This is a genomic window from Pandoraea aquatica (genome assembly GCF_902459565.1).
Lineage (GTDB): Bacteria > Pseudomonadota > Gammaproteobacteria > Burkholderiales > Burkholderiaceae > Pandoraea > Pandoraea aquatica.
In genome coordinates, this window is sequence record NZ_CABPSN010000012.1 from 1 (window position 1) to 23,769 (window position 23,769).

The 23,769-nt window shown below is 56.4% G+C and carries 24 protein-coding genes; 3 read left to right on the forward strand and 21 right to left on the reverse strand.

Going from position 1 to position 23,769, the window contains the following annotated elements; all coding sequences use genetic code 11:
* The 19 genes from PAQ31011_RS25240 to PAQ31011_RS25325 form a co-directional block, all read right to left on the reverse strand.
* A partial coding sequence (locus PAQ31011_RS25240; protein WP_150578372.1) for a conjugal transfer protein TraG N-terminal domain-containing protein occupies positions 1 to 1,844 on the reverse strand: 1,844 nt, incomplete at its 3' end.
* A gap of 18 nt (positions 1,845 to 1,862) precedes the next feature.
* Positions 1,863 to 3,344, reverse strand: coding sequence for a conjugal transfer protein TraH (locus PAQ31011_RS25245; protein ID WP_150578373.1), 1,482 nt, complete (start codon positions 3,342 to 3,344; stop codon positions 1,863 to 1,865).
* Positions 3,345 to 3,353: 9 nt separating this feature from the next.
* Positions 3,354 to 4,319 carry a conjugal transfer protein TraF gene (traF, locus tag PAQ31011_RS25250; protein WP_246179779.1) on the reverse strand — a complete coding sequence of 322 codons (966 nt, stop codon included), beginning with the start codon at positions 4,317 to 4,319 and terminating at the stop codon, positions 3,354 to 3,356.
* Positions 4,320 to 4,355: 36 nt separating this feature from the next.
* Positions 4,356 to 4,886 (reverse strand): signal peptidase I, encoded by a 531-nt coding sequence (gene lepB, locus PAQ31011_RS25255; RefSeq protein WP_246179780.1) that lies wholly within the window; start codon positions 4,884 to 4,886, stop codon positions 4,356 to 4,358.
* Positions 4,867 to 5,289: a hypothetical protein gene (locus tag PAQ31011_RS26810; RefSeq protein WP_246179781.1), complete on the reverse strand. Its 423-nt coding sequence runs from the start codon at positions 5,287 to 5,289 to the stop codon at positions 4,867 to 4,869. Before PAQ31011_RS26810 ends, lepB begins: the two co-directional genes overlap by 20 nt.
* Positions 5,273 to 7,876 (reverse strand): TraC family protein, encoded by a 2,604-nt coding sequence (locus PAQ31011_RS25260; RefSeq protein ID WP_246179782.1) that lies wholly within the window; start codon positions 7,874 to 7,876, stop codon positions 5,273 to 5,275. Before PAQ31011_RS25260 ends, PAQ31011_RS26810 begins: the two co-directional genes overlap by 17 nt.
* A 91-nt stretch (positions 7,877 to 7,967) precedes the next feature.
* Positions 7,968 to 8,354 carry a hypothetical protein gene (locus PAQ31011_RS25265; RefSeq protein WP_150578377.1) on the reverse strand — a complete coding sequence of 129 codons (387 nt, stop codon included), beginning with the start codon at positions 8,352 to 8,354 and terminating at the stop codon, positions 7,968 to 7,970.
* Between the two features lie 14 nt (positions 8,355 to 8,368).
* On the reverse strand, positions 8,369 to 9,064 hold the full coding sequence (locus tag PAQ31011_RS25270) for a TraV family lipoprotein (protein ID WP_150578378.1): 696 nt from the start codon (positions 9,062 to 9,064) through the stop codon (positions 8,369 to 8,371).
* Positions 9,061 to 10,383 (reverse strand): TraB/VirB10 family protein, encoded by a 1,323-nt coding sequence (locus tag PAQ31011_RS25275; RefSeq protein ID WP_150578379.1) that lies wholly within the window; start codon positions 10,381 to 10,383, stop codon positions 9,061 to 9,063. The genes PAQ31011_RS25270 and PAQ31011_RS25275 overlap by 4 nt, the downstream gene beginning before the upstream one ends.
* A 2-nt stretch (positions 10,384 to 10,385) precedes the next feature.
* The gene (locus tag PAQ31011_RS25280; RefSeq protein WP_150578380.1) at positions 10,386 to 11,324 is read right to left on the reverse strand and encodes a TraK domain-containing protein; all 939 of its coding nucleotides are present in this window, start codon (positions 11,322 to 11,324) and stop codon (positions 10,386 to 10,388) included.
* Positions 11,321 to 11,920: a TraE/TraK family type IV conjugative transfer system protein gene (locus PAQ31011_RS25285; RefSeq protein ID WP_150578381.1), complete on the reverse strand. Its 600-nt coding sequence runs from the start codon at positions 11,918 to 11,920 to the stop codon at positions 11,321 to 11,323. The genes PAQ31011_RS25280 and PAQ31011_RS25285 overlap by 4 nt, the downstream gene beginning before the upstream one ends.
* Positions 11,921 to 11,931: 11 nt before the next feature.
* The gene (locus tag PAQ31011_RS25290) at positions 11,932 to 12,294 is read right to left on the reverse strand and encodes a hypothetical protein (RefSeq protein WP_150578382.1); all 363 of its coding nucleotides are present in this window, start codon (positions 12,292 to 12,294) and stop codon (positions 11,932 to 11,934) included.
* Entirely contained in the window at positions 12,284 to 12,760 is a 477-nt protein-coding gene (locus PAQ31011_RS25295) for a hypothetical protein (RefSeq protein WP_150578383.1), read from the reverse strand. Before PAQ31011_RS25295 ends, PAQ31011_RS25290 begins: the two co-directional genes overlap by 11 nt.
* 35 nt (positions 12,761 to 12,795) lie before the next feature.
* Complete coding sequence (locus tag PAQ31011_RS25300; RefSeq protein ID WP_150578384.1) at positions 12,796 to 13,305, reverse strand: TrbC family F-type conjugative pilus assembly protein; 510 nt, start codon at positions 13,303 to 13,305, stop codon at positions 12,796 to 12,798.
* Positions 13,306 to 13,314: 9 nt separating this feature from the next.
* A complete protein-coding gene (locus PAQ31011_RS25305) occupies positions 13,315 to 14,343 on the reverse strand; it encodes a TraU family protein (RefSeq protein ID WP_246179783.1) in 1,029 nt (342 codons plus the stop codon).
* Positions 14,340 to 15,014: a conjugal transfer protein gene (locus PAQ31011_RS25310; protein WP_150578385.1), complete on the reverse strand. Its 675-nt coding sequence runs from the start codon at positions 15,012 to 15,014 to the stop codon at positions 14,340 to 14,342. The genes PAQ31011_RS25305 and PAQ31011_RS25310 overlap by 4 nt, the downstream gene beginning before the upstream one ends.
* A complete protein-coding gene (locus tag PAQ31011_RS25315) occupies positions 15,011 to 15,526 on the reverse strand; it encodes a lytic transglycosylase domain-containing protein (protein WP_246179784.1) in 516 nt (171 codons plus the stop codon). Before PAQ31011_RS25315 ends, PAQ31011_RS25310 begins: the two co-directional genes overlap by 4 nt.
* 247 nt (positions 15,527 to 15,773) lie before the next feature.
* Complete coding sequence (locus PAQ31011_RS25320) at positions 15,774 to 16,559, reverse strand: DsbC family protein (protein ID WP_150578386.1); 786 nt, start codon at positions 16,557 to 16,559, stop codon at positions 15,774 to 15,776.
* Positions 16,560 to 16,662: 103 nt separating this feature from the next.
* Positions 16,663 to 17,001, reverse strand: coding sequence for a DUF5658 family protein (locus PAQ31011_RS25325; protein WP_150578387.1), 339 nt, complete (start codon positions 16,999 to 17,001; stop codon positions 16,663 to 16,665).
* 149 nt (positions 17,002 to 17,150) lie between these two features.
* Here PAQ31011_RS25325 and PAQ31011_RS25330 point away from each other — a divergent pair, with 149 nt between their 5' ends.
* The 3 genes from PAQ31011_RS25330 (at position 17,151) to PAQ31011_RS25340 (ending at position 20,625) form a co-directional block, all read left to right on the forward strand.
* Positions 17,151 to 18,404: a zeta toxin family protein gene (locus PAQ31011_RS25330; protein ID WP_150578388.1), complete on the forward strand. Its 1,254-nt coding sequence runs from the start codon at positions 17,151 to 17,153 to the stop codon at positions 18,402 to 18,404.
* Positions 18,405 to 18,466: 62 nt separating this feature from the next.
* Positions 18,467 to 19,687 carry a DUF1173 domain-containing protein gene (locus PAQ31011_RS25335; RefSeq protein WP_150578389.1) on the forward strand — a complete coding sequence of 407 codons (1,221 nt, stop codon included), beginning with the start codon at positions 18,467 to 18,469 and terminating at the stop codon, positions 19,685 to 19,687.
* A gap of 38 nt (positions 19,688 to 19,725) precedes the next feature.
* Positions 19,726 to 20,625, forward strand: a complete 900-nt coding sequence (locus PAQ31011_RS25340) for a replication initiation protein (protein WP_246179786.1) — start codon at positions 19,726 to 19,728, stop codon at positions 20,623 to 20,625.
* A 1,349-nt stretch (positions 20,626 to 21,974) separates the two neighbouring features.
* Here PAQ31011_RS25340 and PAQ31011_RS25345 read toward each other — a convergent pair.
* Both PAQ31011_RS25345 and PAQ31011_RS25350 read right to left on the reverse strand, forming a co-directional pair.
* Positions 21,975 to 22,382, reverse strand: a complete 408-nt coding sequence (locus PAQ31011_RS25345) for a hypothetical protein (RefSeq protein ID WP_150578390.1) — start codon at positions 22,380 to 22,382, stop codon at positions 21,975 to 21,977.
* Positions 22,383 to 23,078 (reverse strand): ParA family protein, encoded by a 696-nt coding sequence (locus PAQ31011_RS25350; RefSeq protein ID WP_150578391.1) that lies wholly within the window; start codon positions 23,076 to 23,078, stop codon positions 22,383 to 22,385.
* Positions 23,079 to 23,769 lie beyond the last annotated feature (691 nt).

Below are 23,769 nucleotides of genomic sequence, written 5' to 3' on the forward strand. Positions count from 1 at the left end.
TCCCAGTTTTTGACAATGTCCTGGCCTGTGGCATTGTCGACTCCCAACGATTCGAAGCTTCCACTTCTTGCAGCCTCGGTCCACTGCCTTAGATTCTGCTGGCCAGCTTCGATGGACTCTGATTGTGTCTGAGCCTTAGTCAATGAGCGGGTGGCTTCTCGTGCTTGATTGCCGAACGTCGAGCTTGCCGAAACGGCGTCTAGCGCTCCGTTCATCTTCAGGCTGGCTTGGCCATTTGCTAATTGAGTGGCTTGCGCGATCGATGAGTTTTCGAACATCGGGCGCGTGGCGGAAGGGGCCGGCGCCACGTTATCGGTCGTGTTCTGACTCTTGGGAGCGATCGTGGCAGCAACGCTGGTCATCATTGACGACTGCCCCAACCCAAAGATGATGCTCATCAAGACCGGGAGGCTGGCCATGACGTGCGACCCAACACCGATTTGAAGGCTAAGCTCCTTGTAGGCCGCGAAAGTGCTCGCTTGAGAGATCCACCCTCCTTGTCTGAGTGCCTGCAGGAAGTTCGCGACTTCGATGGTTTGCATCGCATTCACAAGTTCGGCACCAACATTGACCACGAGCAGCGGCCACACCATGATATGGGCAGCCGTTTTCACACACCTTCCGGCCTCGGTGCCGGCGAACATCATCAACATCAGAATGACCGGACCAAGGCCAATGATGAGAGCGATCAGCTGATTTCCGAAGCTGCCCGCGTAGCGCAGCATCGGTACCTCGCTCGCAGCATTTTGCAGGTTGTTACGCTCGATTTCCGCAGCCTGGAGTGCAGTCGCTTGGCACTGACTCAAATTCTCACCAAACGCCCGAAGGCAGTTCAGATCGGATTGAACCATCTCAGCGAACAAAAGGTTCATGAACTCAGCATTCGCTTGAGCCGCTCCTCCGGAGAAGACGCCGCCAAGTGTGTTCGCGGTCGCGATCGCGTTGTACTGGGATGCAATGGAGTTGAAGCTGTAGTCTGCGTTCGGCAGCTTCTGGTCCATCCCGTTGACCGCACCTTGAACCACTCGAGTGAACTCAAGACTGTTGAGCGCATTGGTAATATCGTCAGCCACCTTGTAGGCAGCGTCTGGACATGGCAAGAAGTCGTAGTCACTCATGCCGACGTCGTTCACCAGACCCGTTGTGTTCAGAGAAGCCTGATAGAGCAGCGCGCCCACTGACGTTGGGTTCACCCCATTAATGGCAATCGACTGCGCCGCTTTCGCACCGGTGTTTCCCGTGTTCAGAACCATGTCCTGCACTTTCGCATAGTCGGTGCCTGAGTCAGGTCCGAAGCACGAAGACAGTACCGTTTTGACCTTCGAGTCGATGCCCGACAGGCGGACCATCGCTGTCCGTGCGCTCAAAAGTGTCTTCAGTGGATTGAGAAAGCCATTGGTCGTAGCCGAGATGGTCGGATACTCCATGTCCACGGTCTGGAACGCGGTGGCAAATACCTCGTTCAGATCCATTGACAGCTGACTGGCACCTGCAGGGATGATCGAGATGGCCAGCGGGACGTTATCCACTTTGGTAACGGCGCCGGTGTTTCTGGACTGAATCTGGACGGTGCCCTGCAACATCGGATTGGTGAGCAGCATTGCCAGCACAAGCGGCATAAGTGCGTGCAAAGGCCCGGTCGCGAGCGTCGCGGCCCCCTGGCCGCTAGGGCTCCGGAGGGTCGCGGTCGTGACCGTGGACAACAGTCGCCAAATCGCGACGAGGACAGCGAATCCCCAGATCATCGCGTTTTGCTTACAGACCATCGCCACTCCGTTCAGAACGGCACTGAGCGTGGTCAGGTCTGCGCTGACAGAGTAATAAGTTAGTGTCGGAATGGCCACAATGTCACCGTTGGTAGATTACTTAAGGTTGGATGCGGTGAACTTCGTCCCTTCATTCAGCTCAGTGACAATCTTCAACATCGCGTCGCTGCGTTCACAAGCATCGCGCTTGCCAAGGAAGTCCGATCGCAGCTGACGGATGTTGAATTTCTGATCGTCGGTCAGGTCGTAGCCCGTCGACGTCTGGATGAGGTTTGCACCCTTGTAAAGCGCTTCACCGAGGCGTGAAGCAACGCACTCAACAATGTGCGGTGCAAGTCGCTGTGCAATGGCCACACGAGTGTTCGGGTTTGCAGTCTTCGCGAGAAGTGCGGACAGAGGGACGCCTGCCTGGCGCATGAACTGAACTTGCTGCACCGTGAGTTTTGACGCGTCACCGCTGTTCGCCAGTCCGACAATGGATGTGGCAAGGATAGTGTTCGCCGGGTCAGGCGTTCCGAATAGCATCGTGTTGACCCAGCCCTTCACGCCCGGATAGTTGAAGGGGATGACTTGCATTTGCGTACAAATCTGGTTGTCAACACCGCCGAATACGCTTCCGCCCGGATTGACGCACTGATACAGATTGAGCGGCAGGTCCGGTCGCAGCGACCCGGTACCGCCGCCCTCGATCAGGTCATTAAGAGACACGAGTGCAGGCCCAGAGCAGGCAACTTTGCCGAGGCTGTTGTTCGCCGGGTTGCTCGTGGTATTCCCCTGACCACTCTGATTCAGGCTGTTGCACGGAACCGCGTCGATGTTGTAACCAAGCAGCGCGTACAGCAGTTTGTTGTTGAGGCTGTTCGGGTTTGCTGGATCATCTGTACTGCCGTCAGTATTTCCGAGGCCCGCGAGCCCCATGATTGCGGTTCCACCGGAGGCCACAGCCATTTTGATTAGGGCGTTGCCGCTTTTTGGGTTGTTGGCCGACTGCTGTTTTAGGTACGAGTTTGCCTGCGAGAGATAGCTTGTTAGGCCACCAAACACATCGGTGACCATATTCGAACTCGTTGCGCCAGTGTTGCCGTCCCCGTTCACAGCATTCGAAAGCGCCTTCTCTGCGGGGTCGATCAGCAGGTGCGCCATCTGGCAGGAGTTTTTCGCCAGATTGTTCATGTTCTGCAGCAACGTCTGAAACTCAGTGATGAGTGCGTCCAACGAAGGTGAGATTGCCTTGATTGCTGCTTTGAAAGCGAGGCCGGCTGCATTGGCTGCGACTTGGCGAAAAATCTGAATCAGCTGCTGGCTGTTGATGAAGCTGAACGACCCACCGAAAAGGTCGATGCCACCACATCCCGCGTCAATACGAGGGGGGTCAAAGGTCACCAGGTTGACCGGTTGTATCGGCGTGCGCATCGCGAAGCCCCCCATAAAGACGCCGGTGCGATCCTTGGTGGACAGCGTGCCTGGAGCGGTCGTATTGCTCATCACCATCGAGCCAAGGTCGGCGAAAATGCCAGCTGATGCGAGCCCTGGTGCGAGCGCAATGAAGGTAGCGGCCACAATTCTTTTTATACGCATGATCGACTCCTAGTATTGCTTTAGCAGGTAGGGCTGAAGTACTTCTCTGAACGTTCCCGGCTCGTTGGGGTCCAGTTTCAATCCCTTGAGGTCAGTGTTGGTGGCGACGCCACGGTCCCAGACATCCAGGTCACGCATCACATCGGCACTAAGTAGCTTTGTGTCGTGGCCAGCGAAGGCAATCAACTTCGTCAATTCGTCTTCTGCGTAGAAGCCTTGGGAGACCACAAGGTATTGATTGGGATCCGAGTGTCCCGTGTACGCTTGGGGGCGCGGCACATACACGATCGAGGGCGTCAGCTTGAGCCCCAGCTTGTGGAAAAGCCCGTTATCGGGCAGGAGCTTCCCTTTGAATCCGTTCGGCTTGGCGCCGTCGAGCGAAATCACGACGTGCTCGAGTCCATACGCCGCCTTCAGCCGCTCGAGGACGGGGATTTCCATCGCGCAGAATCGACAGGTGCCATCCACAAAAACAACAAGTCCGCCCGTTTTAGCCATCTCTTGAACCGCTTTTTGCTGCGCTTGATAGTTTGCGTTGCGCACGGCAAGTGCCCCAGTTGATGCGTATGGCACACGATTGTTTTCATCGAGCACAGGATCTTTGCGAAGCACCCTTGTGACTGCTTCGCTGAAGCGCTGCGCTTTATCCATTACGATCCGTTTCGCGTACATATAGGCGGAAACGTTCTCGTCCGTCGGATTGTCAATTGCCCGTTCTTCCAGCATCGGGTATGCCTTGCGCAGGAACTCAACGTTCACTGATTGCTTGCCGTCGGCCTTCGGCGCGCTCTCGGTCTTGGGAGCAGTTGGTGCCGGCGCGGGTGCTTTTTCATCAGCAGCATCCGGCTGGCCAGGCACTACATAGGGCTGATAGTTGACGAAGGCATTGCCGTAATCGTCGCCACGAGAGGTGTATTGCTGCCCTACGGCACCGAAAGAAACAGTTGCCGCAACGAGCGCAAGCAGCGCGGTCATGAGGAGGTTATGGGTAGCCGGCATAGGTCCGTAGGATCAAAACAGTTTGTAGGCGAAGCCAACGACGCTGCCGGCGTCGAGGAAGCCCCAATAGCGCGAGTCGTTCGACATCGGGTGTACACCGATAAGGAAATACTTGCCGTCCGGGATGATCTCGTCGCGCTCGAATTCCTTCGCTTCTCGGTGATACGCCTTTGCGAGCGGAAACCCACGCACGACGGTCTTGCCGTTGATTCGCACCTCTTCGCCTCGAATCGTTATCCGGTCACCCGGTACGCCGGCAACCTGCTTCAAAATGAACTTCTCTTTGAAGCCAGATAACGAGCCACTAGGCGACCAGAACAGCAAGTCACCGTCCTTGACCTTTGTCGGCGCGTGATGGACAAGAAGCGCCAGATGAAGGTCGGGGAGGCATCGTTCTTCTTGAGGATCAAATCCGAAGGAGACAATTGGCTTCCCCCAAAAGCAGGCAACGAGAAGCAGCATGGCGGCGAGAAACGTGAAAAATCTGCGTCGTTCGCTGGGCGTTCGTGGCGCGGCTTGCGTGTCACTCAGTGCGTTGTTCACGTGCGACCCCTTCGTGTGCTCCGGGAGCCGGAGCGAGTGTGGCAGCGGGCTGTTGCTGTAGATTGACTGCAGCACGGAGTTCGTTCGTGATGTCGACCGCATTTGCGGGAATCGCCGCAATCGTCATATCACCGTCGTCATTCCGGCTTGCGTCGATTACCACATACCCAAGCTCCTGATACCTGCGGAGAACCGCCCTGATTGGTGCTGCGATCTCGGTCTTCATCTGCTGCTCGGTACGGTTGGGCCGATCCAATGCCGCCTCCAAGAGCACCGCCCCTTTTTCTGCAAAGGCGATGTTCCTTGCGGGCGATGCAGTTTGGTGTCCAAGAACATATGCAATCAGGCAAAGAAGCACTGCGAGCGGGTAGGTGATACCGCCGGTGTTAATGGGATTTTTCACTTAACAACTCCTTCAGCTCGTTGATGACTTCCTTGCGCGACATGCCCTCTCTACCGGTGAAGACCTGAATGAACTCTTGCATCCATCGGGCACGGCGATCGCGGGTGTCTCCCATCACTTGCGCCACAGCGTCAAGAACGTTCATGCCCTGCTCCATCAGTTCGAAGACAGCATCTTTGGCGTCGCCCTCGGAGCTAAAGAGTGCGCCCGTAAACTTGTCAACGTAGAGGCGACATACTTCATACGTCTCTTCGCCCATAATGAGCATCTCGCTCCAAAGCCCCTTTTTCGATTCGACGCTTCGGAGCAATCGATTAAAGTAGGGGTCATTGGCGAACGCTGTCATGACTTTTTGTTCGACAACTGCATCGATTTCCTCGGACTCTTGCGCCATGATCACCTTCCAAGCCGACTGACGAAGAATGACCGAGCCAGCGGGGAACTCGGAGAGTTTCAGAAGTGACTGGATGATCATCCAAACGGCGACCTTCTCCTTGCGGCCTTTCAGATAGAGGCCTTCCATAGCTGCCGCTGCCGATTCGACTTTGATAAGGTCAAGCGATTCGTCTACCCAAATCCGCTTTTGCCCTGGCAGCGTCTTGATCCGAGTCATCAACACATTGATGCAGCAGAAGAGCACGCACCGCTTGAGGTGATCGTCGTCACCGAGTCCAGCCAATTCGAAAACGGTGAATTGCTTCCGAGGGTCGATGGTGCTGGGCCCGGTAAAATACGGACCGCGAGTTGGCGATTGGATGAAGGCACGCAGCCGCGGAATCAGATTGTTTGCCGCGGTAGCCACCTGGGTAACCATCTTGTCTTCGCGCGTTTGCTCAACGATGTTCACCAGGCAGTCAATGACGTCGGAAATTTCCGCCCTGTTGCTTCTTTTCCCCCATGCAGCTTTGACCGCTTCATTGGTGGCGATGCGAGCCCCCGGATCCTGGGGCTCGTTGTCATAGGCCATCATGACGAGCAAGGCCGTGATCGTTTCCTGCTGTTCATCAAACTCGTCGTCAGAGAGCCCCGTGAACGGTTGAAGGGACGGGCGGAACCCGGACCTGCCACCGAACTCGTTGAATTCGCCACCGACGGACGCGCAGAACTTCTTCGAGCTTCGACCGTTATCGAAGAGCATCACCGTTCTGCCCGCCGCCAGATCGCACAGAATCTGGTACTGGAGGTTGAACGACTTGCCGGCACCTGATTTCGCGGCCATCACGCCGCAGTAATTTGAGTTGCTGATGAACGGGTCAAAATAAAGTGCGCTGCCGCGCCGTGTCATGTAGGCGGCGCCCGCGTTAGTAAACGTCCTGTTTGCGTTCCCGAGGTAGTCCCCATATACCGGGAGCAGGCATCCCACTTCAGAAGCGGTAGTAATGGCTTCGCCGGCGATCTTGTTCGCAACCCCAGAAGAGAAGTTCAGCGGCAGCGCTTGTGCCCATCGGACAAGTCCCGTGCCGGTTACTTGGCGGGAGTCGAAGCCGAGCTTATCGAGCGTTCCTTTGACGGTGGCTGCTGCGCGGACAACTTCCTCACGGGCTCTGCCGAAGAGGAATACATTGGTGGATACGTGGACGAACTTGTTTCCGTCCTCTCCGGCTTGCTTCTTCAGCGCCAGGAGATCCTTCAGTTTTGCGGCGGGGTCTTCCACGCCCAACTTGATAGGGATGTTCTGTACGACTGAGCGAGACTTGATCGCGGACTCGACTCGATCCCATTCCTTACGCTGGTTCGCCACGCGCACTGTCGTGGTTAGGATGTACGGCGTATCGAGACGTTGCCCGCCGCCTTCTCGCGTCGGTCCTTTGTTAAATGGGGCTCCGCTCACGAGATTCATGATCCCGTGGAACGGTTGTTCCGGATAGGACTTCACCGTGACGGCTGTGCAATGGGTGTCGTCATTGAACACGCCGTATCGGGTGTCAATAAAGCTGAAGGTCTCGTCTGGCCCAAAGATCTGATATTTCAACTCCATCAGTGGATCCAGCGCGGCGTCGACGTTCGGTTCATAGATGCGAGAGAACCAGCGATATACGCCTACAAGCTCGCGAGCGCTCAGGCGTTTGACGTCTTGAAAGCCGACGTCCCTGATGTTTGCCAGAAACTCGTTCTGGAGGTGTTCGCTTTCCTCGAGCGTGTTGTCGTCCACCTTCCTGTTCGGGATCGCCAAGGAAATGATCACCGTGCGGCAATTCAGGATCGGCATGTCGCTTAGGGAGCCGGTGACTAGCGCGTCCGTGAACAGCTTCTTTTGCCGACCGATGAGGTGTTGGACGACTTCACCACCCTGCTCTTTACCTTGAGCGAATGTTTCGGGGGCCTCGTGATCCGGCTGCACGATGAGACTCACTTGAATTACAGAGTCATCGGGGACCGACTTGAACGCATTCTGAATAACCGTGCTGAATTCGCCTCCCCCACCCGACAACGGGCTCATGCGATAGACAGCGCCCACGTACGCCTTTTCCGAATCAGCTTTGCTGACGACCAGGTTTGAGTCGTTGGTGTACGTTTCCAGGTTGATAACGTCGCTGATAGGGCACTTAAACTGCTGCCCTTTAACCATTTTTGCGATGAGGTTCACGGTGGCTGTCTCAGGAAATGTGTTGCGCGATGTGCCCTGACGGGACATCGCGCTTCAACGCTTTCGTATGCGTGTTTCGGTGACTGGCGAGTTACTGGGGAGTAACGATCGTCGTCACAGCGTGTGCTTCAATCGGTGTGCCTGTGGCGGTAGCGACGGTCTGGACGAGGGACGGCCCGATCAGGCCAACAACCAGAATCCCCAAAAGCACGGAAATGTTGCGATAGCCACCGCCGTGCGCGAGTTGCCACAGGGTTACGACCAGAGCAATCATGATCAGCGCCATGATGAAAGTGCTGCCCAATACGGTCTTACAGGTGTCCACAAACGCGTCCCACGCACTGCCAGCCAGTGCGGTGCCGCCATTCATGGCACCGACAGCGATAAGCATTGCGCCAACGGTAAGGACAAGTGCTGCGACCGGAACGAACGAGCGCTCGGAAGTTTGCAGGGTGGGTTGAGTAGCTTCGATTTTCATGGTTTCCTCTTTGTTTACTGCGGCATAGAAGTCGGCGATACACTGCCTCGGGGATGTTCATCAACCGGCGTTTGCGCGCCAGGTTGGATGAAATTGGTTTGCTGTGTCGGTTCAACCGACGGCTCAGTGCTCGGACGGACGTTGCTGGACACCTTCGTTTCAGTGGCACGATGCGGGTATAGCCCGCGTTGCATGCCGGTCGGGTCGCCGCCATTGAAACCGGCCCAGCGAGTCGGGATGATTTCTTTGTAGACAACCGTGTCCGCCGTCAAAACGTCATTTGCGTCCACGAATTGCTTGATCCAAGTCCGTTGGATGACCGGACCCTCGCGCACAGGAGCACCGTCCTGCGGTGGCGGTTGAAGTGGGCCGAGGTGGGGAAGCCCGCTCGACCCTGTCATCAGGACATTGCCCGACCCGGATTTCAACGGTGATTCGGCACCATTTGTCACGGGCGCAATCTCGGTTGCCTTGTCGTAAGCGCTGAATTCCATCTCCTTGTCGAAGCGTGTATCCGGTAGCTCGGCGTTTGTCGACGCTTCGACCGCTCGGAAGCTCCGGCAATAAACGCTGCTGGGGTCTTGTTTTCTGTTGCAGTCGTAAGTGTTTGTGCCGATCGGATTGAACGCGCTTGAGCATGCCGCGAGGACCGTGGTTGATGCGCAGACGATCAGCAAGGCAATTTGTCGGAGTGGTCCTTTGTGGTTCATTTCTGTGCATCCTTGTTTGCGGTTCTCTTCTTGAGCACAACGGGCTCCCGTAAAATCCAGGTCACTCGTGTGCCTGCAGTCACTTCAACAACCGGGAACGTTTCCTTTGCGAAATTCAGGTAGAACTGGGAGAGCTGACTGGCGGCATGGTTAATGCCTTGCCCGACCGCCGTGCCGGCGAGGTAAGCCGGGTTTGGCAATGTGTAGCTTTGCTGCTGGCCATTTGCCGTGTTCGTGTTGTAGGACGGCACTGCTTGAGGTGCGAGCGCAGACCCCAATCCGGCGGCCATACCGCTGAGCGCGGATTGCATGAGCATGGTTCCCTGCTTGTTCACTACACGGCCTGCGAGGCCGAGGGTCCCGTCGATGTCCACCGCGTATGCATTCACTTTTCCTTCAAACACTTCGCCGTTGCTGAAGATGCAACTAATGGCTTGCGAAGTCGCGTAGGCGCGTTCGGCACTGATGACTGCGACCGCTCCTCCACCGATGAAGCAGTTCTGCAGATCGGAGGACTTCCACGAGTTGGGCATGATCGCGAGCCCCTTCACACGAGAAACGAACGGAGCGCCAACTTCCTCCATTTTTTTCACGTCGCCCGCAGCACCACCGTTCGAGCCGCTGGGCATGGCGTTGATGCCGGTCAGCATCACCGCTTCAATGCCCGTGTACTTTGGCAACACGAGGTCGGGCCGCTTGCTTCCCTCGTCTTCGTTCGGCTCTTGCTTCACTGCATCTGCCACCATCATCGGACGGGACGGTTCAGCGGGTGCAGGGTTCGCTTCGGGAAATCCGGCACCTTGGTTCGGTGCGGCTGCGCGGGCGGTATTGGGATCTGTTCGATCAAAGCTCACTGCCGCCGGGAGGTCCTTGCCCGGACCCGAAGGTGCCGTTGCGTCGGATCCGGGCGCTGCGGACGCAGCAGATGCGCCACCCGCAGGGGTGACCACCGTGATGTTGCCCATCTGAGCGCCTGCAGAATTGCCCCCTGGCGCACCTTGAGCCATGGCATCCATGCGTCGTCCTAGAGCACGGATTTCAGCGGACAGATCCTCGAGCCCTTGATTACGCGAGGTTGTTGGCAAAACGCCGGCGAAACTCTGCGGCGCCGGCGCTGCCTGCGCCGATACCGGCGCAGAAGCTGCACCCTGGGTAGGCAATGCACTGGCTGTGCTCGGGGCCGGTGCAGGGGCGGTCATCTTTTTGTAAAGGATGTACCCGCTTCCCCCGATCAGAACCGCGGCGATGAGCGCGCGGAACATCGGGGGCATGTCTTGCCATTCCTGCTTCTTTTGCGAGATGAACGACGGTGTCTCCATGCTTACTTCCCCTCACGCTTTCGTGCGAGCACGATGACCTTGGTCTTCTCGCCAGGCGCGAGGACAGGCTTCGGAAAGATGCTGATCGCGAGCACGTTCGGCCCGTCAAATTCCTGCTCGCGCAATGTGGCACGTGCCTGGCCCGGATTGCGGACGGTGTACACATACACATCGCCTTCGCGGTCGCTGAAGCGGGAGTCGACCGTGACTACAAGCCCGTTCATTGCGATAGGCGGAAGGCTGATTTCGACTTGGGAGTACCCGTCCGGCGAGCGGCCGCGCGCTACCGTTTCCATGACGTCCTGGATGCGCGTTATGTAGTCGCCACCGCTGGATTTAGCACGTTGTCCGCCCGAAACCGTACCGGTGTCGTCGGTAACCAAGATTGTTTGTGCCGAAATTTCTTTGGGGACGAGTTGCAGTCCAAGGGCGGGACCACCGCCAGGGGGCTCGATAAAGATCTGGCGCGGCTTGGCCGGCAGTGAGGGCCAGTAGACGTAAATATTGTTGCCCGACGCACGCCGCTCGATCTTGATATCGCTGGTCTGCACGATGAACGGATTCTTGAATGGCAACTGGATACGGTTCGGCTCATCGACGCTCAGATAGACCGTCTGGGATCCCCCGTTCGTCCAGCTGACCCTTTGTGCACGGGACGGGTCTATGGTGTCCAGGCTTTCGCCGGGCACCTTAAGCACGCCAGGAAGATCGATTTCCTTAGCCGGGGTGTCCTTCACGGCGATCGAGTGATCGACTTTCAGCGGATCCCGTCCCTTCTTGCTTGCCTTCGGCGGCGCCGGCGTCGGCTTCGACGCGACCGGTCCGGGTTGGGCGAAGTCTGCAGTCGCGGGCATCCCGTCGGCACGGGCGTAAGGCGCCACGAGCTGCCCAAGCAGGACGACAAGCAGCGCGGGGATATGTCGGAGCGATCTGGTAATCATTTTTTCGTTTGGGCCTCGATCCACTTACTGTTACGAACACGGTCACCCGGATACGAGACGACGTCGGTGATGACCATCTGATAGTTGGAAAAGCTGACGGGATACTCGAAGACCCACGGTTCCGACGTGTCTTTGGCCGCGTTCACTGTGTGCAGATCGCCCTTCACAAACAGCAGACCAAGCTTTTCGTCCAGGTCGAAGCCCCGAGTGACGAAGTAGTAGCTTCCAAGCTCCCGTTGAGTGCGCAACGTCGCCACCTTGTCGTCAATTGCCTTGCTGACCTTTGTGTACGCGTCAGGTGAAAGGAATGGCTGAATGAAGTGTTTGATGCTCTCCGCGTTGCTCGGATTTACAGAGGCGAGCATTGTCGTGACGGCTACTACGATGGCCTGTTTGGCGCCGACATCCATACCGCTCTTCTCGATCTTTGCGCCGTTAGGCATTCCAGGAACTTGATTCACGATGATCTCGTTCGTGAAGAAGACCTTGATCGATAGCACCAACATGGCCGCGGCGATCAGTGCGACGGCGGCGGTGAGGCGTCTGTTATCTCTGCTGAGTTCCGCCAGCGACTTGTTCCGCGTTGCGATTTCCATGGACGATCCCTTTACTCTTCGACGTCTGTGAGACGGGCTACGATCCTTGCCGAACCCGGATTGATAATTCGTGCATCGCCCGAGAATGCTTCCCGCTGCGATCGGAAGCCCTTCGAGTACTTTGCCAACCCGTACTTGTAGAGTTCGACGCGGATAAAGCCGGGTAGGCGCTGGTCGCGCCATTGGATGTATTGCTTGTTCGCGAAATAGCCCGCCAACGGGATGCCAAGGTACGCGCCGGTTCCCCATACCTTCCCCGCGACGAGCGCGACGAAGATACTCAGAATCAAGATGTAGGTGTCTTTGAATTCGACACCCAAAAAGGCGCTTTCCGCGCCGCCCCATTTGGGAATGTGGAAGGTCTTACTCGACACGTTCGGCTCCTTCGCTCCAGCAAACCAAGTGTTCTTTCCAATCAAGAGAGTTGGCAAAGTTCGGCGTGGGAACGCACGTTCGGTCGCCAACGACGATTACTTTCGGCCAATTCAATTGGACGTTTTTATGCGCCGACGCTCGCCTGACTACGGACTTCCGACGGGCGGCTTCAATCTCCGCGAGCTTTGCGGCTCGAACTCGGAACAGCGCATCCTCTTCCTGAGCACTGAAGAGCACGAAGTTCTGGCGGGGGACCTTGCCCAGCATGAATCGCTGGGCTCGCCTGCCGTCATCGATGCCATCCACCGAATAGACGTAAATGCCAGCATTCGGTGGCACGACGACGGCCGCGCCTCCCGAGTACGGACCCTGCTCCGCAAAGTTCACTGACGAGCCTGTGGCAGCCATCGCACTACCGCTGGCTGCGCTCGATACCAACAAGATCAGTACGCCGTAGATTTTCATAAATTAAATTTTAATCTAAAAAGGACGTATTGAAATTAAAATTTGTTGCCGTATGTGTTGGTGTACACGCTCTTCGCATAGTCGCGTGCAGCCTGAATCTTGGAATCCTGCGCAAAGTATTTGAGGGCTTGCGCCAGACTGATATTTCCGGACACCTTCGAGTACTCACTTGCGGCCTCCCCACTTCCTCGAGCGACCACGAAGGAGGGGGCCGTCTTCACCTGATACCTCCTCGTCAAAACGGGGTCTACGATCCATCTCCCCGGTTGCTTTGCACAGCAAATGTTGTTGATTTGAGCGACATAAGCTTGCGTTGAGGTCAGCGTGTTATCCCCACCACTGAATCCAGTAAGAACGATGACGGAGCGCGACAGACTGGCCTCGCGTGCCAGCGCAATGACTGACTGCTGAGGCATGTCGGTCGAAATAAAGATGAACGTGTTCCATGGCGCGGTCATCGACTGGAGCAATGGCGCGTCTGCTTGCTGCGCATTGACCCCGGTAACGGCCAGCGTCAGTGAAATAAGGCTGAGGAGCTTTTTCATGCTTGTTCTCTAGTTGGCCAATGACGTAGTTGCACAGCAATCTTTCCGCTGGAACACGATGTATCCGTAGTCTTTGTCCTGCGGCCGAGCTGCTCCCATTTCTTGGAATGGGAGCGGCCGTCCAATAGGTGTGCAGAGGTTGTCTGGGAAAGGGAAAACGCGGTTTGTTTTGTATTGGCGTTTGTCCATGACGAGCTGAGGAACACCCAAGGCACCGCACGAGTTGAGTGCTTCCTGGCCAGCCGTTGCTTGCCCTGCCCCTGCTGCGTGCAGCTTGGCGAAAAGACGGGCAATCATCAGGTGCGATACCTGCTCCGGCGTATTTGCGATGGCCACGTTCCCATTGAGCGGGTACATGGGTCCCCACGCTCCGGCAACCCAAAAGAGGATTTCCAACGGGAATCCCACAGTCGCAGAGATAGCGTCCGGCAGTTCAGCTGCTACGCTGGGTACTCCGGCGAACGGATATGCGTAGGGGGTGAGCATCAGCGAAAGTGCATCGTCATTCCACGTTGGATCCGCCCAGCTGAGAAACGGCACGTCGAACGACCGATTGTCGAGGCACGGGTTGTTCACCACTACGCCTAACGCCGTCATGATGGGGTTCACATACTCGTTGACATGCATGAAGGCAGACTTTCGCCTCCCTTTGAGAGCGCCTGTAGTCGTCTTCTCACCGCCGTATTCCGCGGCGTTGTATGGCGTATTGATATCGATCCCGCCAAGCAAGGGCATGCAGCCCGGCTTATTCGTTGTGTCCACCATGTAGCGCGGCTCCCATAGGGACACTGGTGTACCAACGCCCAGGTTGTTGGCGCACACGCAGATTGGCGCGCCGCTCACGCCTGTGGAGTAGTCTTCGCTCGATCCGCCGAGGTTCACGAACCCCCCCATGATCGAAATCGGGAAGATGCAGTCGTAGCAGACGTCGGTGATGAGGTTTGGGAAGCTGCCGTTGCACATCTGTTGAGATTGCGCTGTGCTGGTGATGCAAAGACCAGCAAGGACGGCCACGATGATTCGGATGAGCTTCGTCAATTTGCTCCTCCCATTCCAAACTCGATTGCCAGTTTGTCACCACGCTGCGACAGGGCCACAGGCACTCTATTGATCTCGATGCCGTAGAGCATTGAGAGGCTGTTGATGATCATCTTTCGTTGGTCGAAATAGAACGGGACGCCCATCCCACCGTGCCACGGGACATCCCGGTACTTCACGCGTAACGCATACGGTGAGCCAGCAGTAAGGACGATCTTCAAGGACTCGGTCTGGCTCCTTTTGATCGCATACGCAACCTGCCTCTGGTCGTTGCCGTCAATGAAGATCAGTCCCGTCGTTAGCGGCATGATCTTGAGAGGCTCGATGATCGTTCCGCGCTTTACGATGACCCGGCCAGTCTGATCTTTGTAGTCGCTGGGAATGGCGAACCTGAGTGAGCGCAATTCCGTCGCATTGGTGTAGTCGCTCTTGATACCGAGTGAGGCCGGATTCTTGATCGAAGCTATCGTGCGATCCCGATAGTCTTGCCAGAAGCGGTCAAGTTCGCCGTTTGCTTGCTTCTTCCGCATTACGTCCTTCATCTGTTCGGCGGCATCGCGATCAAGGGTGTACGTTTGCGATTTGACGCCCAGATCTTCGGCGATTGCGATTGCGGTCGAGCACACGGCAATGGCCGCAAGCACCAGTTGCTTGAGGGGGATGGGTTTCATTGGAGCACCAACAAGGTGGGGCGCGACTGTTGCGCTTGGGATGGACTTCGAGCCCGGCTGGAGGGGGGCTGGATTGGATGCTTGATGTTCTCGTATGCACGCTTGACCAGCTTCGCGTACTCGTTCCTGGCGTTCTCCTTGTCCGGCTTAATGCCAGCGCCGTAGGCCCCAACAGCGCGCCAGGTGTTTCCATACATTCTGATGAAGTCGGCGAGCAGGACTGAAGCGACGTTGACATTGGTGCAGGCGTCAAACAGATCGCGTTCGTAGATGCCGTACTTTCTCAGCCACCCTAGGTGGAACGGCATGATCTGCATCAGGCCGATCGCATTGGAGTCTTTGTTGACGACGTGTGGTCGGAAATTGGACTCCACTTTCCCGATCGCACGTAAGAGATTGACGTCCAAGTTGCGCTGCGCCGCAGCGCGAACAAAGCAATCGTCAATCCCTGCGTGAGCTGCGTTGAATGCGAGCGTCGCTAGTAACGCAGCGGCCGTGAGCAGCCGCTTCATGGGGCGCCCCGTCGTAACCCGGCCCGCGCAATCAAGCGGACCAGCGCGAAGGTACCGAGGGCGAGTTCCGTAGCTATCGCAGCGAAGAAAAGGTAGAACGCCGACGCCAGAAAGAACGGAGCGACAGGCCCCATGCCACTGGCGGTGGCAAGCATGAACATGCCTGTTGCGACCAGTGCGACAGCCGCCACATGGATCGCCGTGTTGGGGCCACGTGTCGCCAAGGATTCGAGGACGAGGCGAACGTTCATTTCTTTGCCCCCTTCAGCGCCGTGTGTGACTTCGCAAGCTGCGCTTCGATGCGTTCTGCCGGCACTGCACCGGGAATCAACGCACCATCTTCGAACACCAGCGCGGGAGTCCCGGCAATTCGCCACTTTTCTCCGAGCGCGAGATTTCGAGCAATGGGGTTTGCACATACGGGCTGCACGGGTTGCCCGTGATTTCGCAAGTAATCACGCCAAGACGCCATCAACTGGCCAGGAGCGGCGAGCTTGGCGAGATCTTGGTAATCGCGCCACGCCTGTGCCCGGTCCGCTTGACACCAGATCGCTTCTGAAACACCAGGTGCGTTGGGGTGAAGTTGAGCCAGTGGAAACGGGAAGATGTAGATGGTCACGTCGGTGAGCTGGCTGAGGCTGCCTTCGAGCGACCGGCAGTACGGGCAATCGGGATCGGAGAAGACAAACAGACGGCGGGAGCCGTTGCCGAATTTGATGGCATCGTTGAGATCGAGCTGCGACACGTCGAGCTTGGGCCGACTTTCTTCGCTCTTCGCTTGAAGGGCTGCTGTCAGCGACCGGTTGTTCTTCAGGTCTACGACATTCCCTGCAATCAGGATCGACATATCGTCGCGGACGAAATAGATCTCCCCCCCCTTCACTACTGAGTAGAAGCCGGGGAATGCCCGCTCAATTTTCGCGCCCTGTGCAGCGGGAAATTTCTTGACGAAATCCTCTTTGAAGCCCGCATGCGAGCTGAGTGCGTAGGCGCAGCAAACCGACGCTGCTAAAAATTTCCAGAGAGTTCGCATATCTGTTTATTCCTTGGTGAGTTTGACGTGGTGCTGCGCGGCACGCCCAGTGCCTGCCTTGCTGTTGGAACTTTCGGATTCTTGGTTTGGCAGCGAATTCTGATCAAACCTGCTGGGCGTAGTTGTTGAAGATCACCAGGCCGTAGAACAGCACGACCAGTGAAAGGCAAACGGTGAATTCGAGTTCGTAAACGCCCTTGTGCTTCCGCCAGTAGAGGAACCAAACGGCAACGGCAGCCATTGTGGCGAGCTTGATCAAGGACACCGCGAGGCTGAAGCCGATGAACCGCCCGAGCCAGACAAGGAGGTCATTCGCCTCCGTCGAGGTTGGAGGGGCAGTGAGCGTGCTGTGCCAATCGAGTACTTGAAGGACAGCAATCATCGCGAGAAGGACAGGTGTGCGATTTTTAATTGCTGTCTGAACCGCCTGACTAAGTTTCATTGACGACCCCGGCTGATGTTTCCCATCTGGTACGTTTCTGCGTTTCGATTTTTTAAATTATAATCTGTTCGACGCGATAGTAACTCAACATGTTGCACAGCTGCAACCCGGCACTGTGCCCTCCATAAACTGATACGGAGTAGAAAACATTGGAGCTCGAAAAGATTCGATATGTGCCGTTAGATGAACCTGACAGGGCGCGCGTCCAGGAAAGTGCCATCGAGTCAGCACAGTCCGCACCCGAGAGGTTCATTCAGGCCTATGTAGAAGACGTTCGGTCGTTTGGTGGCCGGTATGTCTCGGCTGATCTATTTAAGGAGACGTTTTCGGATTACAGTGAATCGCCGGCGGCTCGGAATCGGTACAACATACCTGTTCACAACACTGCGGCCGTCCTGTCTTCCGCATTGTTTTCGCAGAATCTTGAGCGGGCACGGGAGGAAGGTCGGGACACGGTTTACTTCTTGACCGGTTCGCCGGGGGCCGGAAAGACGTCGATGGTGCTCAAGGAGAATGAGCTACCCCGGAACGCGCACGAGTTGTTTGAGGGGCAGATGTCGTCTTTCGACACGAGCGTGGCGAAGATTAGGCAAGTATTGGAAGCGGGATTTCGAGCAAACATTATCGTGGTGCATGCACGATCGGAAGATGCTCTGGAAAACACGCTTCGACGGTTTTACGAGGAGGGGCGAGGTTCCCCGATCGCCACAATAGCCAAGATTCAAGGTGGCCTTCCGCAATCGTTGGATCAGTTAGGTGCTCACTTCGGTAACGATTTGGCGCTGGATATTATCGATGTCCGGGATCGAGCCAACCCTGTTCATCTACGTGGGTTCGAGAATGTTTCAGTTTTGAGATCTGAGGGTACAAATGAGCAAATCCAAGAACGACTCCTTGCCGCAATCGAGCACTACCGGAGTACCGGACGAATCAACGACGAAGCCTACCGACAAGCAGCAGGACTCGTCCCGCGCGATTACCGAGCAATGGATCAACAACGCCATGCGCGGTATCAAGGAGATGAACGAGAACGAGCAGTCGCGCCAGGAGGTCGCGAAGCGGCTGTTCTGAACGGCGCCCATAACAAGGAGCATGGCGATGGGCGCCAACTGCTTCATCCGGTTCGGATCACTGATTCGAGTAAGGCGGGATCGCAGATTGTCGGCAAAGTTATCGAAGTGACAGACGAGCATGTGCTCGTACAGACAGGTAAGAGTGACGCGGTGCGGTTCGACAGATCTGAACTCAGCCGGGAAGTTACCGCCGGGCAGAGGATCTCCCTCGAGTTTAAGGCGCTTGAGAGGGATCGCCCGAACGAACGGTCTGCGCATTCGCGCGAGATTCAGTCCGAGCTTGGCGACACCAAGCAAATCACACTTAAACGAACTCAGGATCGCGGCTGACCCATCCACCGATGCCGGCAGTTAGTAACCTCTGTTCGGCGTCATAGCATTGTGAGCGACAAATGCAACGATTCTCTATCGATGGCCGTGAGTTTTCTGAGGACGATCCGGCGCTGCAAGCGGCACTGGCGCGAGTTCACCAGACAAAGACACGCCCGCTGTGCCTATGCGTGACGCCGGCGCAGCCTGGAATTCCCATGTACGTGTCAAAGGTCTCCGGGCACTTTCAGATCAAGCGCATGCCAGAGTCGGGGCCAGAACATTCTCCCGACTGTGACTCCTACGAACATCCTCCGGAGTTAAGTGGACTGGGGGAGGTTCTGGGGCACGCAATCAAAGAAGACGTCGATGATGGCACGACTATGCTCAGGCTCGACTTCGCACTGAATAAGATCACCGGCCGAGCCCCGCCAGCGCCTTCAGAATCGGAGCCGGGCAGTGTGAAGGCGGACGCGTCAAAGCTGACGATCCGTTCGCTACTGCACTTCCTTTGGGATGAGTCTCGCCTTTCTCATTGGAATCCTGCAATGAGTGACAAACGGAGTTGGGCGACGGTCTACAAGTATCTCACTCAAGCCGCGCAGGGGAAGTTCACGAAAGGGCTCCACCTTCCGTCTGCGCTCTTCATCCCGGAGCCCTTTTACGTGGATCGCAAGGAGGCTATTGCGCAGCGGCGGCGGGCGTTCTTTTCCCATACCGATAAATCGGACCGGCCGGGGCAAAAGCTGTTTATCGTCATCGGCGAGGTCAAAGAAGTCACCGGGGCACGATACGGCAAGAAGATGGTGCTCAAACAAATGCCGGACTTCTTTTTCATGATCAGCGAGGGGTTAAACCAGCGCCTGAAGGTTTTCAGTGACGAGGTGAGCTTGTGGAACGCATATCCCGAGATCCACCTCGTCACCATCGCGACGTTCAGCCTCGACAGCAGTGGAGTCGCCCACATAGAAGAAATGGCGCTGATGGTAACCACTGAAAAGTGGATCCCCTTTGCGAATGTTGACGAAAAGACCCTGGTCGATGGTTTGGTAGAAAACGGGCGACGGTTCGTCAAGGGGCAGAAGTACAACTTGCCCTCCTCCAAGCCTCTGGCCAGCGTCATCCTGAGTGATACGAAGCCGAGGCAGACAGCCGTCTATCTTGTACCGTCAAGTCCATCGGACGACTACATGGCAGCACTGAACGACCTGACCTCTAACGAGAAGCTTGAGCACATTCGATGGGCTCTAGGCGACGTTATGCCGAGTATTCCGCCGGCGAGTGTCGGCACCGTGACCTCTTGAACGTGGGTCAGCCGCATAGTCGCTTCAGGAGCCGACAATTGAACGAAACACCACTGGAATCGCTGCAATCAGCAGCCACACGCGACGACCGGGCGCTACAGATTTGGACCCCCACTGGCGCACTAGCGCCTATTGGTGCTATCGTATGCGCACCCACCAATATCCGGGAAGTCACACCAATGAAGAAAAAAACTTTGACAGCGAAGCCGAACAGCCAAACGGCGATCGCTGATCGAAATGTGACCATGACGAACTCCCTGACTCGTGCTGCCCAGGGGCTGACGTTACCTGAGAAGCGTTTTGTGGCCGCTGCGCTTGCCAAGACAGACAGCACGGATGCGCGCGGTCTGATGGACGAGCGTATGCAAACTGTTCGTCTGACAGCGATGGAATACGCTGAAACATTCGATGTAACCCTCGACACGGCTTACGAACAATTGCAAGCCAGTTCAGCAGCACTGCAACAACCGAAGGTGGTTGTTGAGCGGCAGACTCGTCGCGGAACGGTCAGGGAAGTTCGCAGTTGGGTCATTACCAGCAAGTACGCCAAAGGCGAAGGGTATGTGGAAGTGCGTTGGCACCCCGACTTGGTGCCCTTCTTGTTCGGGTTACGCAAGGAGTTCACAACGTACAAGCTGAAGCATGCGGCAGCCTATCGATCGATCTACACGTGGCGATTATTTGAGTGCCTCAAGTCGTGGCAGGGTGCCGGGCGTTGGTCGCCGCAGATCGGTGAATTCCACGACGCGATCGAAGCCACTCCGACCGCGCGCGCGAATTTCAAGGAATTGCGCCTGAGAGTGATTGAGCCAGCGGTCAAGGAGATGAAGGAGAAGAATGGATTGATCGTGGAATGGATCCCGGTGAAAGCTGGCCGCAAAGTCATCGCGCTTCGATTCAAGTTCACCCCGGACCCTCAAGGCAACCTGGCATTCTGAGCCGGGCCGCTCCACCAGTTCTGCGCAAGCCCGCCGAAATGCGTGTCCATGTCGTAACCGGGCGGTTCCACCAATAGCCATAGGTGCAGGACCGGGAAATTCCACCATTAGCCCGTGAGTGATCCATGTCCGGGCGGCTCCACCAGTAGGCGTAGGTTCGTAACCGGGCCGCTCCACCAATAAGGTGTCTGGGATGACCGGGAGACTCCACCAATAGCCCTTGAATCCTTGACCGGGCCGTTCCACCAATAGGTGCAGTTGCGTAACCGGGCGGCTCCACCAGTAAGGTTTAGGGGCTCCCAGGGGGACGGTCCTGTGGATAATGCCGGGTGTTTACACCATAGTCCGGGCGGCTCCACCAACAAACCGGGAAACCCCACCAATAGACCGGGCGAACACACCAATAGCACCGCTGGAAGCCCCGTAGAACAAGGCTATTGGTGGGGCTAAAACGGTTTTAAAACGGAGAATATTATTTAAAACGTTACCCCCGACTTATCCACAGGCACATGTTCTTCACACGATAGCAAGAACAACAGCGCGCCTACGGCGCGGGAACAACCCCCTGTCCAAAACCCCTCCCATCGCCTGCCCTATCCCCTAAAAAACACTCCCCTGCCCTTCCCCCAAAACCTCAAATTGAAATTGAACAACACCAGTCCGATTTCAATGCTCGAGGAGGCCTGCCGTAAGCGCCTGGCCGTCCCGGCCACCCGCTAACGGCGCGATAAGATCGCCAACGCCGGCAAGCCGGCGCTGCCGCTCAACGCGCTCGTGTGCTCGCACCGGCCCTGATACCCTGATGGACATACAGTGTCTAAACCCCGTTAACCAACAAAGGGGCTCGCCCCATCCCAAGATGGGCCATAGACACGCGAAAAGCCTCTCAGGGAGGCTCGGTGTTCTGTCTGAGGGGTCTGGAGCCACGTGAATCGAAAATCGCGGCTATACGGCCAGCATGGAAACTAGGTGCCCTTGGTCACTCTGGGTATTGTGGTCGAGCTTGAGGGGTGGCTACGCGGTAGCCAGTAGCAGAAAATATTGTTCTAAGGTCTCGAGCGATAACGGACCGTTGAGAAATGTACGCAATGCGTCACCCAAGCCGAAACCGATTGGTGCAAGATCATGGCTCCCGCTTGCGATGCGCTGGGTCTCGGCCACAATCACACTGACACGTCTTTGATCTGTCGTCCAAGGGCATCCCGTCGCTCGCAATCATGCGGAAGGCCGCACGCTGAAATGCCCTTGGGTCACTGAATATCGAACTGCCACGAGTACCACTCCGGCCGTCCACGTGCGGTTTGTTAGTGCACATGGATAGCTATCGGATATCTAGTAGATATCCGATGTCACTTCCGACCGGCGCGTTCTCGGAGGAATGCGTCCAAAGCCTGGCGCAGCAATTCGCCCCGCGGAATCTCCATGTCATCCGCCGTCGCGTGGAAAAGCTCGATGGTTTCGGACGTCGCCTTAATATTGAATTGCTGATTACGACCTGTTCGATACCGTCGAGGGGTATGGCGAGGGGGGTCCTGCGGGCGCTCTGTGGACTTCGGCGCCGGCTTCGTCGGAGCTAACGCAGTTGTCGGCTTCGGCTCGGGCGAGGTATTCTGGTTTGGACGACGACTCGGGAAATTTTCTGTCTGCGCAAGCGATTCAATCATCTCCGGCGGGACATCGCGCCGCTGGCCAGCCGATCGCGGGGCGAAATCGCCGAGATCCTTTAATGCCGCAGCTGGATCGATACGGGTCGACATTTACGCCACCTCCTGTTGGTTCGAACTTTCTTGTGCAGTTTCGCGCAAGATGGAAATTACCTCTGCGGCAAAGGCTTCCGCATTCGCAATGGCCTTATCAACGTTTGACACTTGCGATCTGTCCAGGTGGGACAGGGGTTCAGCGAAAGAGAACATCGCTTTGAATGCCTCGCGCTCCACGATTTCGGTGCTGAGGACTCGAACGCCGGCAGCAGCATAGGACGCGATGATGTGAGTCATCGTTCGTGTTCGGATGGCCGCGCTGGTTCGGGTCAGAAGAATGCGGTAAGGGACTGTTCGACGCGACATCTTTTCTTGCTGCTTGACGACGCGGAGCCCTCGTGTTGCTTGCTCGGCATCCAACTGTGATCCCTGTGTCGGAATGATGACGAGGTCCGCTTGGCTTACCGCTAACAAAACAATCTTGGCGGCCGTCCCTTCAAGGTCTACGACGGTGAAGGTATTTTTCTGTGCTGCCTCATCGATGACGTCGAGGATGTTTTCTTCGTCCACATCCGAGTAAATCGTCAATCGCTCGGGCTTGTGCTCGCCCTTCCCCCATTGAGTCAACGGTCGGTTCGGGTCGCCGTCGAGGAGACCAACATCAGCATGGTTTGCTAGTTCCTGCGACAGCAGTACTGCGGATGTGCTTTTTCCAACACCACCTTTAGGACTGACGAAGACGATGACAGGCACGATTCAACTCCTTTGGGTTGGCACCGAGCGTTTCGCAAGGCACTTAGTTGAAAACGGCTACCACTTTGGTATCCGCTGGGATATCCGTTAGCTATCGGTTATCCAATGGATACCATGATATCAGATGGATATCTAGTTGGTATCCATTTTCTACGGTGTTGTTTTGTGGCTACTGGATAGCTATCTGGTATCCGATTCCCACCCCGGTTTCAAATGATCTGGTGTCGGTTTTCATGTTGGCTACTAGATAGCTACCAAGTGAATTGCCGGATTGGCCGGTGAGCTATGGGGATATCGGATAGCTATCTGTTGTTGCCGCCTTGGGCCGTGTCATGTGTGCTGTCCGCTTTTGTTAGCTATCCGATATCCGATCCATTTGATCGTCATACGCTGGACGTGCTCGCACTGAAACATTGGATATCAGATAGCTATCTGCAGGAGCATTTCAGCGCTCTGGCGCTGGTGTCTGTTGGGTGCTGGATAGCTAACCGATATCACTTGGATAGCTTTCGCGTAGGTCGGTCAAGGAAAGATTCGCGAGCTATTTGGATTTTGCCGTGTATCGGATAGCTATCCGATATCGACTTGGGTTTCGGAGGGCTACCAGGACGGGATATCAGATAGCTACCAGTTTACTAATAGATATCTCCCCAACGTGATGTGAGGCCAAGTGGTGACTTCTGCGATTGGG

What these genes read in the sequence shown, in the direction of transcription:
- PAQ31011_RS25300 (WP_150578384.1), bottom strand. Translation starts at nt 13,305, where the DNA reads ATGAAAAAGCTCCTCAGCCTTATTTCACTGACGCTGGCCGTTACCGGG.
- PAQ31011_RS25280 (WP_150578380.1), bottom strand. Translation starts at nt 11,324, where the DNA reads ATGATTACCAGATCGCTCCGACATATCCCCGCGCTGCTTGTCGTCCTG.
- PAQ31011_RS25320 (WP_150578386.1), bottom strand. Translation starts at nt 16,559, where the DNA reads ATGCGAACTCTCTGGAAATTTTTAGCAGCGTCGGTTTGCTGCGCCTAC.
- PAQ31011_RS25315 (WP_246179784.1), bottom strand. Translation starts at nt 15,526, where the DNA reads ATGAAGCGGCTGCTCACGGCCGCTGCGTTACTAGCGACGCTCGCATTC.
- PAQ31011_RS25245 (WP_150578373.1), bottom strand. Translation starts at nt 3,344, where the DNA reads ATGCGTATAAAAAGAATTGTGGCCGCTACCTTCATTGCGCTCGCACCA.
- PAQ31011_RS25270 (WP_150578378.1), bottom strand. Translation starts at nt 9,064, where the DNA reads ATGAACCACAAAGGACCACTCCGACAAATTGCCTTGCTGATCGTCTGC.
- traF (WP_246179779.1), bottom strand. Translation starts at nt 4,319, where the DNA reads ATGACCGCGCTGCTTGCGCTCGTTGCGGCAACTGTTTCTTTCGGTGCC.
- PAQ31011_RS25345 (WP_150578390.1), bottom strand. Translation starts at nt 22,382, where the DNA reads ATGTCGACCCGTATCGATCCAGCTGCGGCATTAAAGGATCTCGGCGAT.
- PAQ31011_RS25310 (WP_150578385.1), bottom strand. Translation starts at nt 15,014, where the DNA reads ATGAAACCCATCCCCCTCAAGCAACTGGTGCTTGCGGCCATTGCCGTG.
- PAQ31011_RS25265 (WP_150578377.1), bottom strand. Translation starts at nt 8,354, where the DNA reads ATGAAAATCGAAGCTACTCAACCCACCCTGCAAACTTCCGAGCGCTCG.
- PAQ31011_RS25325 (WP_150578387.1), bottom strand. Translation starts at nt 17,001, where the DNA reads ATGAAACTTAGTCAGGCGGTTCAGACAGCAATTAAAAATCGCACACCT.
- PAQ31011_RS25295 (WP_150578383.1), bottom strand. Translation starts at nt 12,760, where the DNA reads ATGAAAATCTACGGCGTACTGATCTTGTTGGTATCGAGCGCAGCCAGC.
- PAQ31011_RS25335 (WP_150578389.1), top strand. Translation starts at nt 18,467, where the DNA reads ATGCAACGATTCTCTATCGATGGCCGTGAGTTTTCTGAGGACGATCCG.
- PAQ31011_RS25285 (WP_150578381.1), bottom strand. Translation starts at nt 11,920, where the DNA reads ATGGAAATCGCAACGCGGAACAAGTCGCTGGCGGAACTCAGCAGAGAT.
- PAQ31011_RS25275 (WP_150578379.1), bottom strand. Translation starts at nt 10,383, where the DNA reads ATGGAGACACCGTCGTTCATCTCGCAAAAGAAGCAGGAATGGCAAGAC.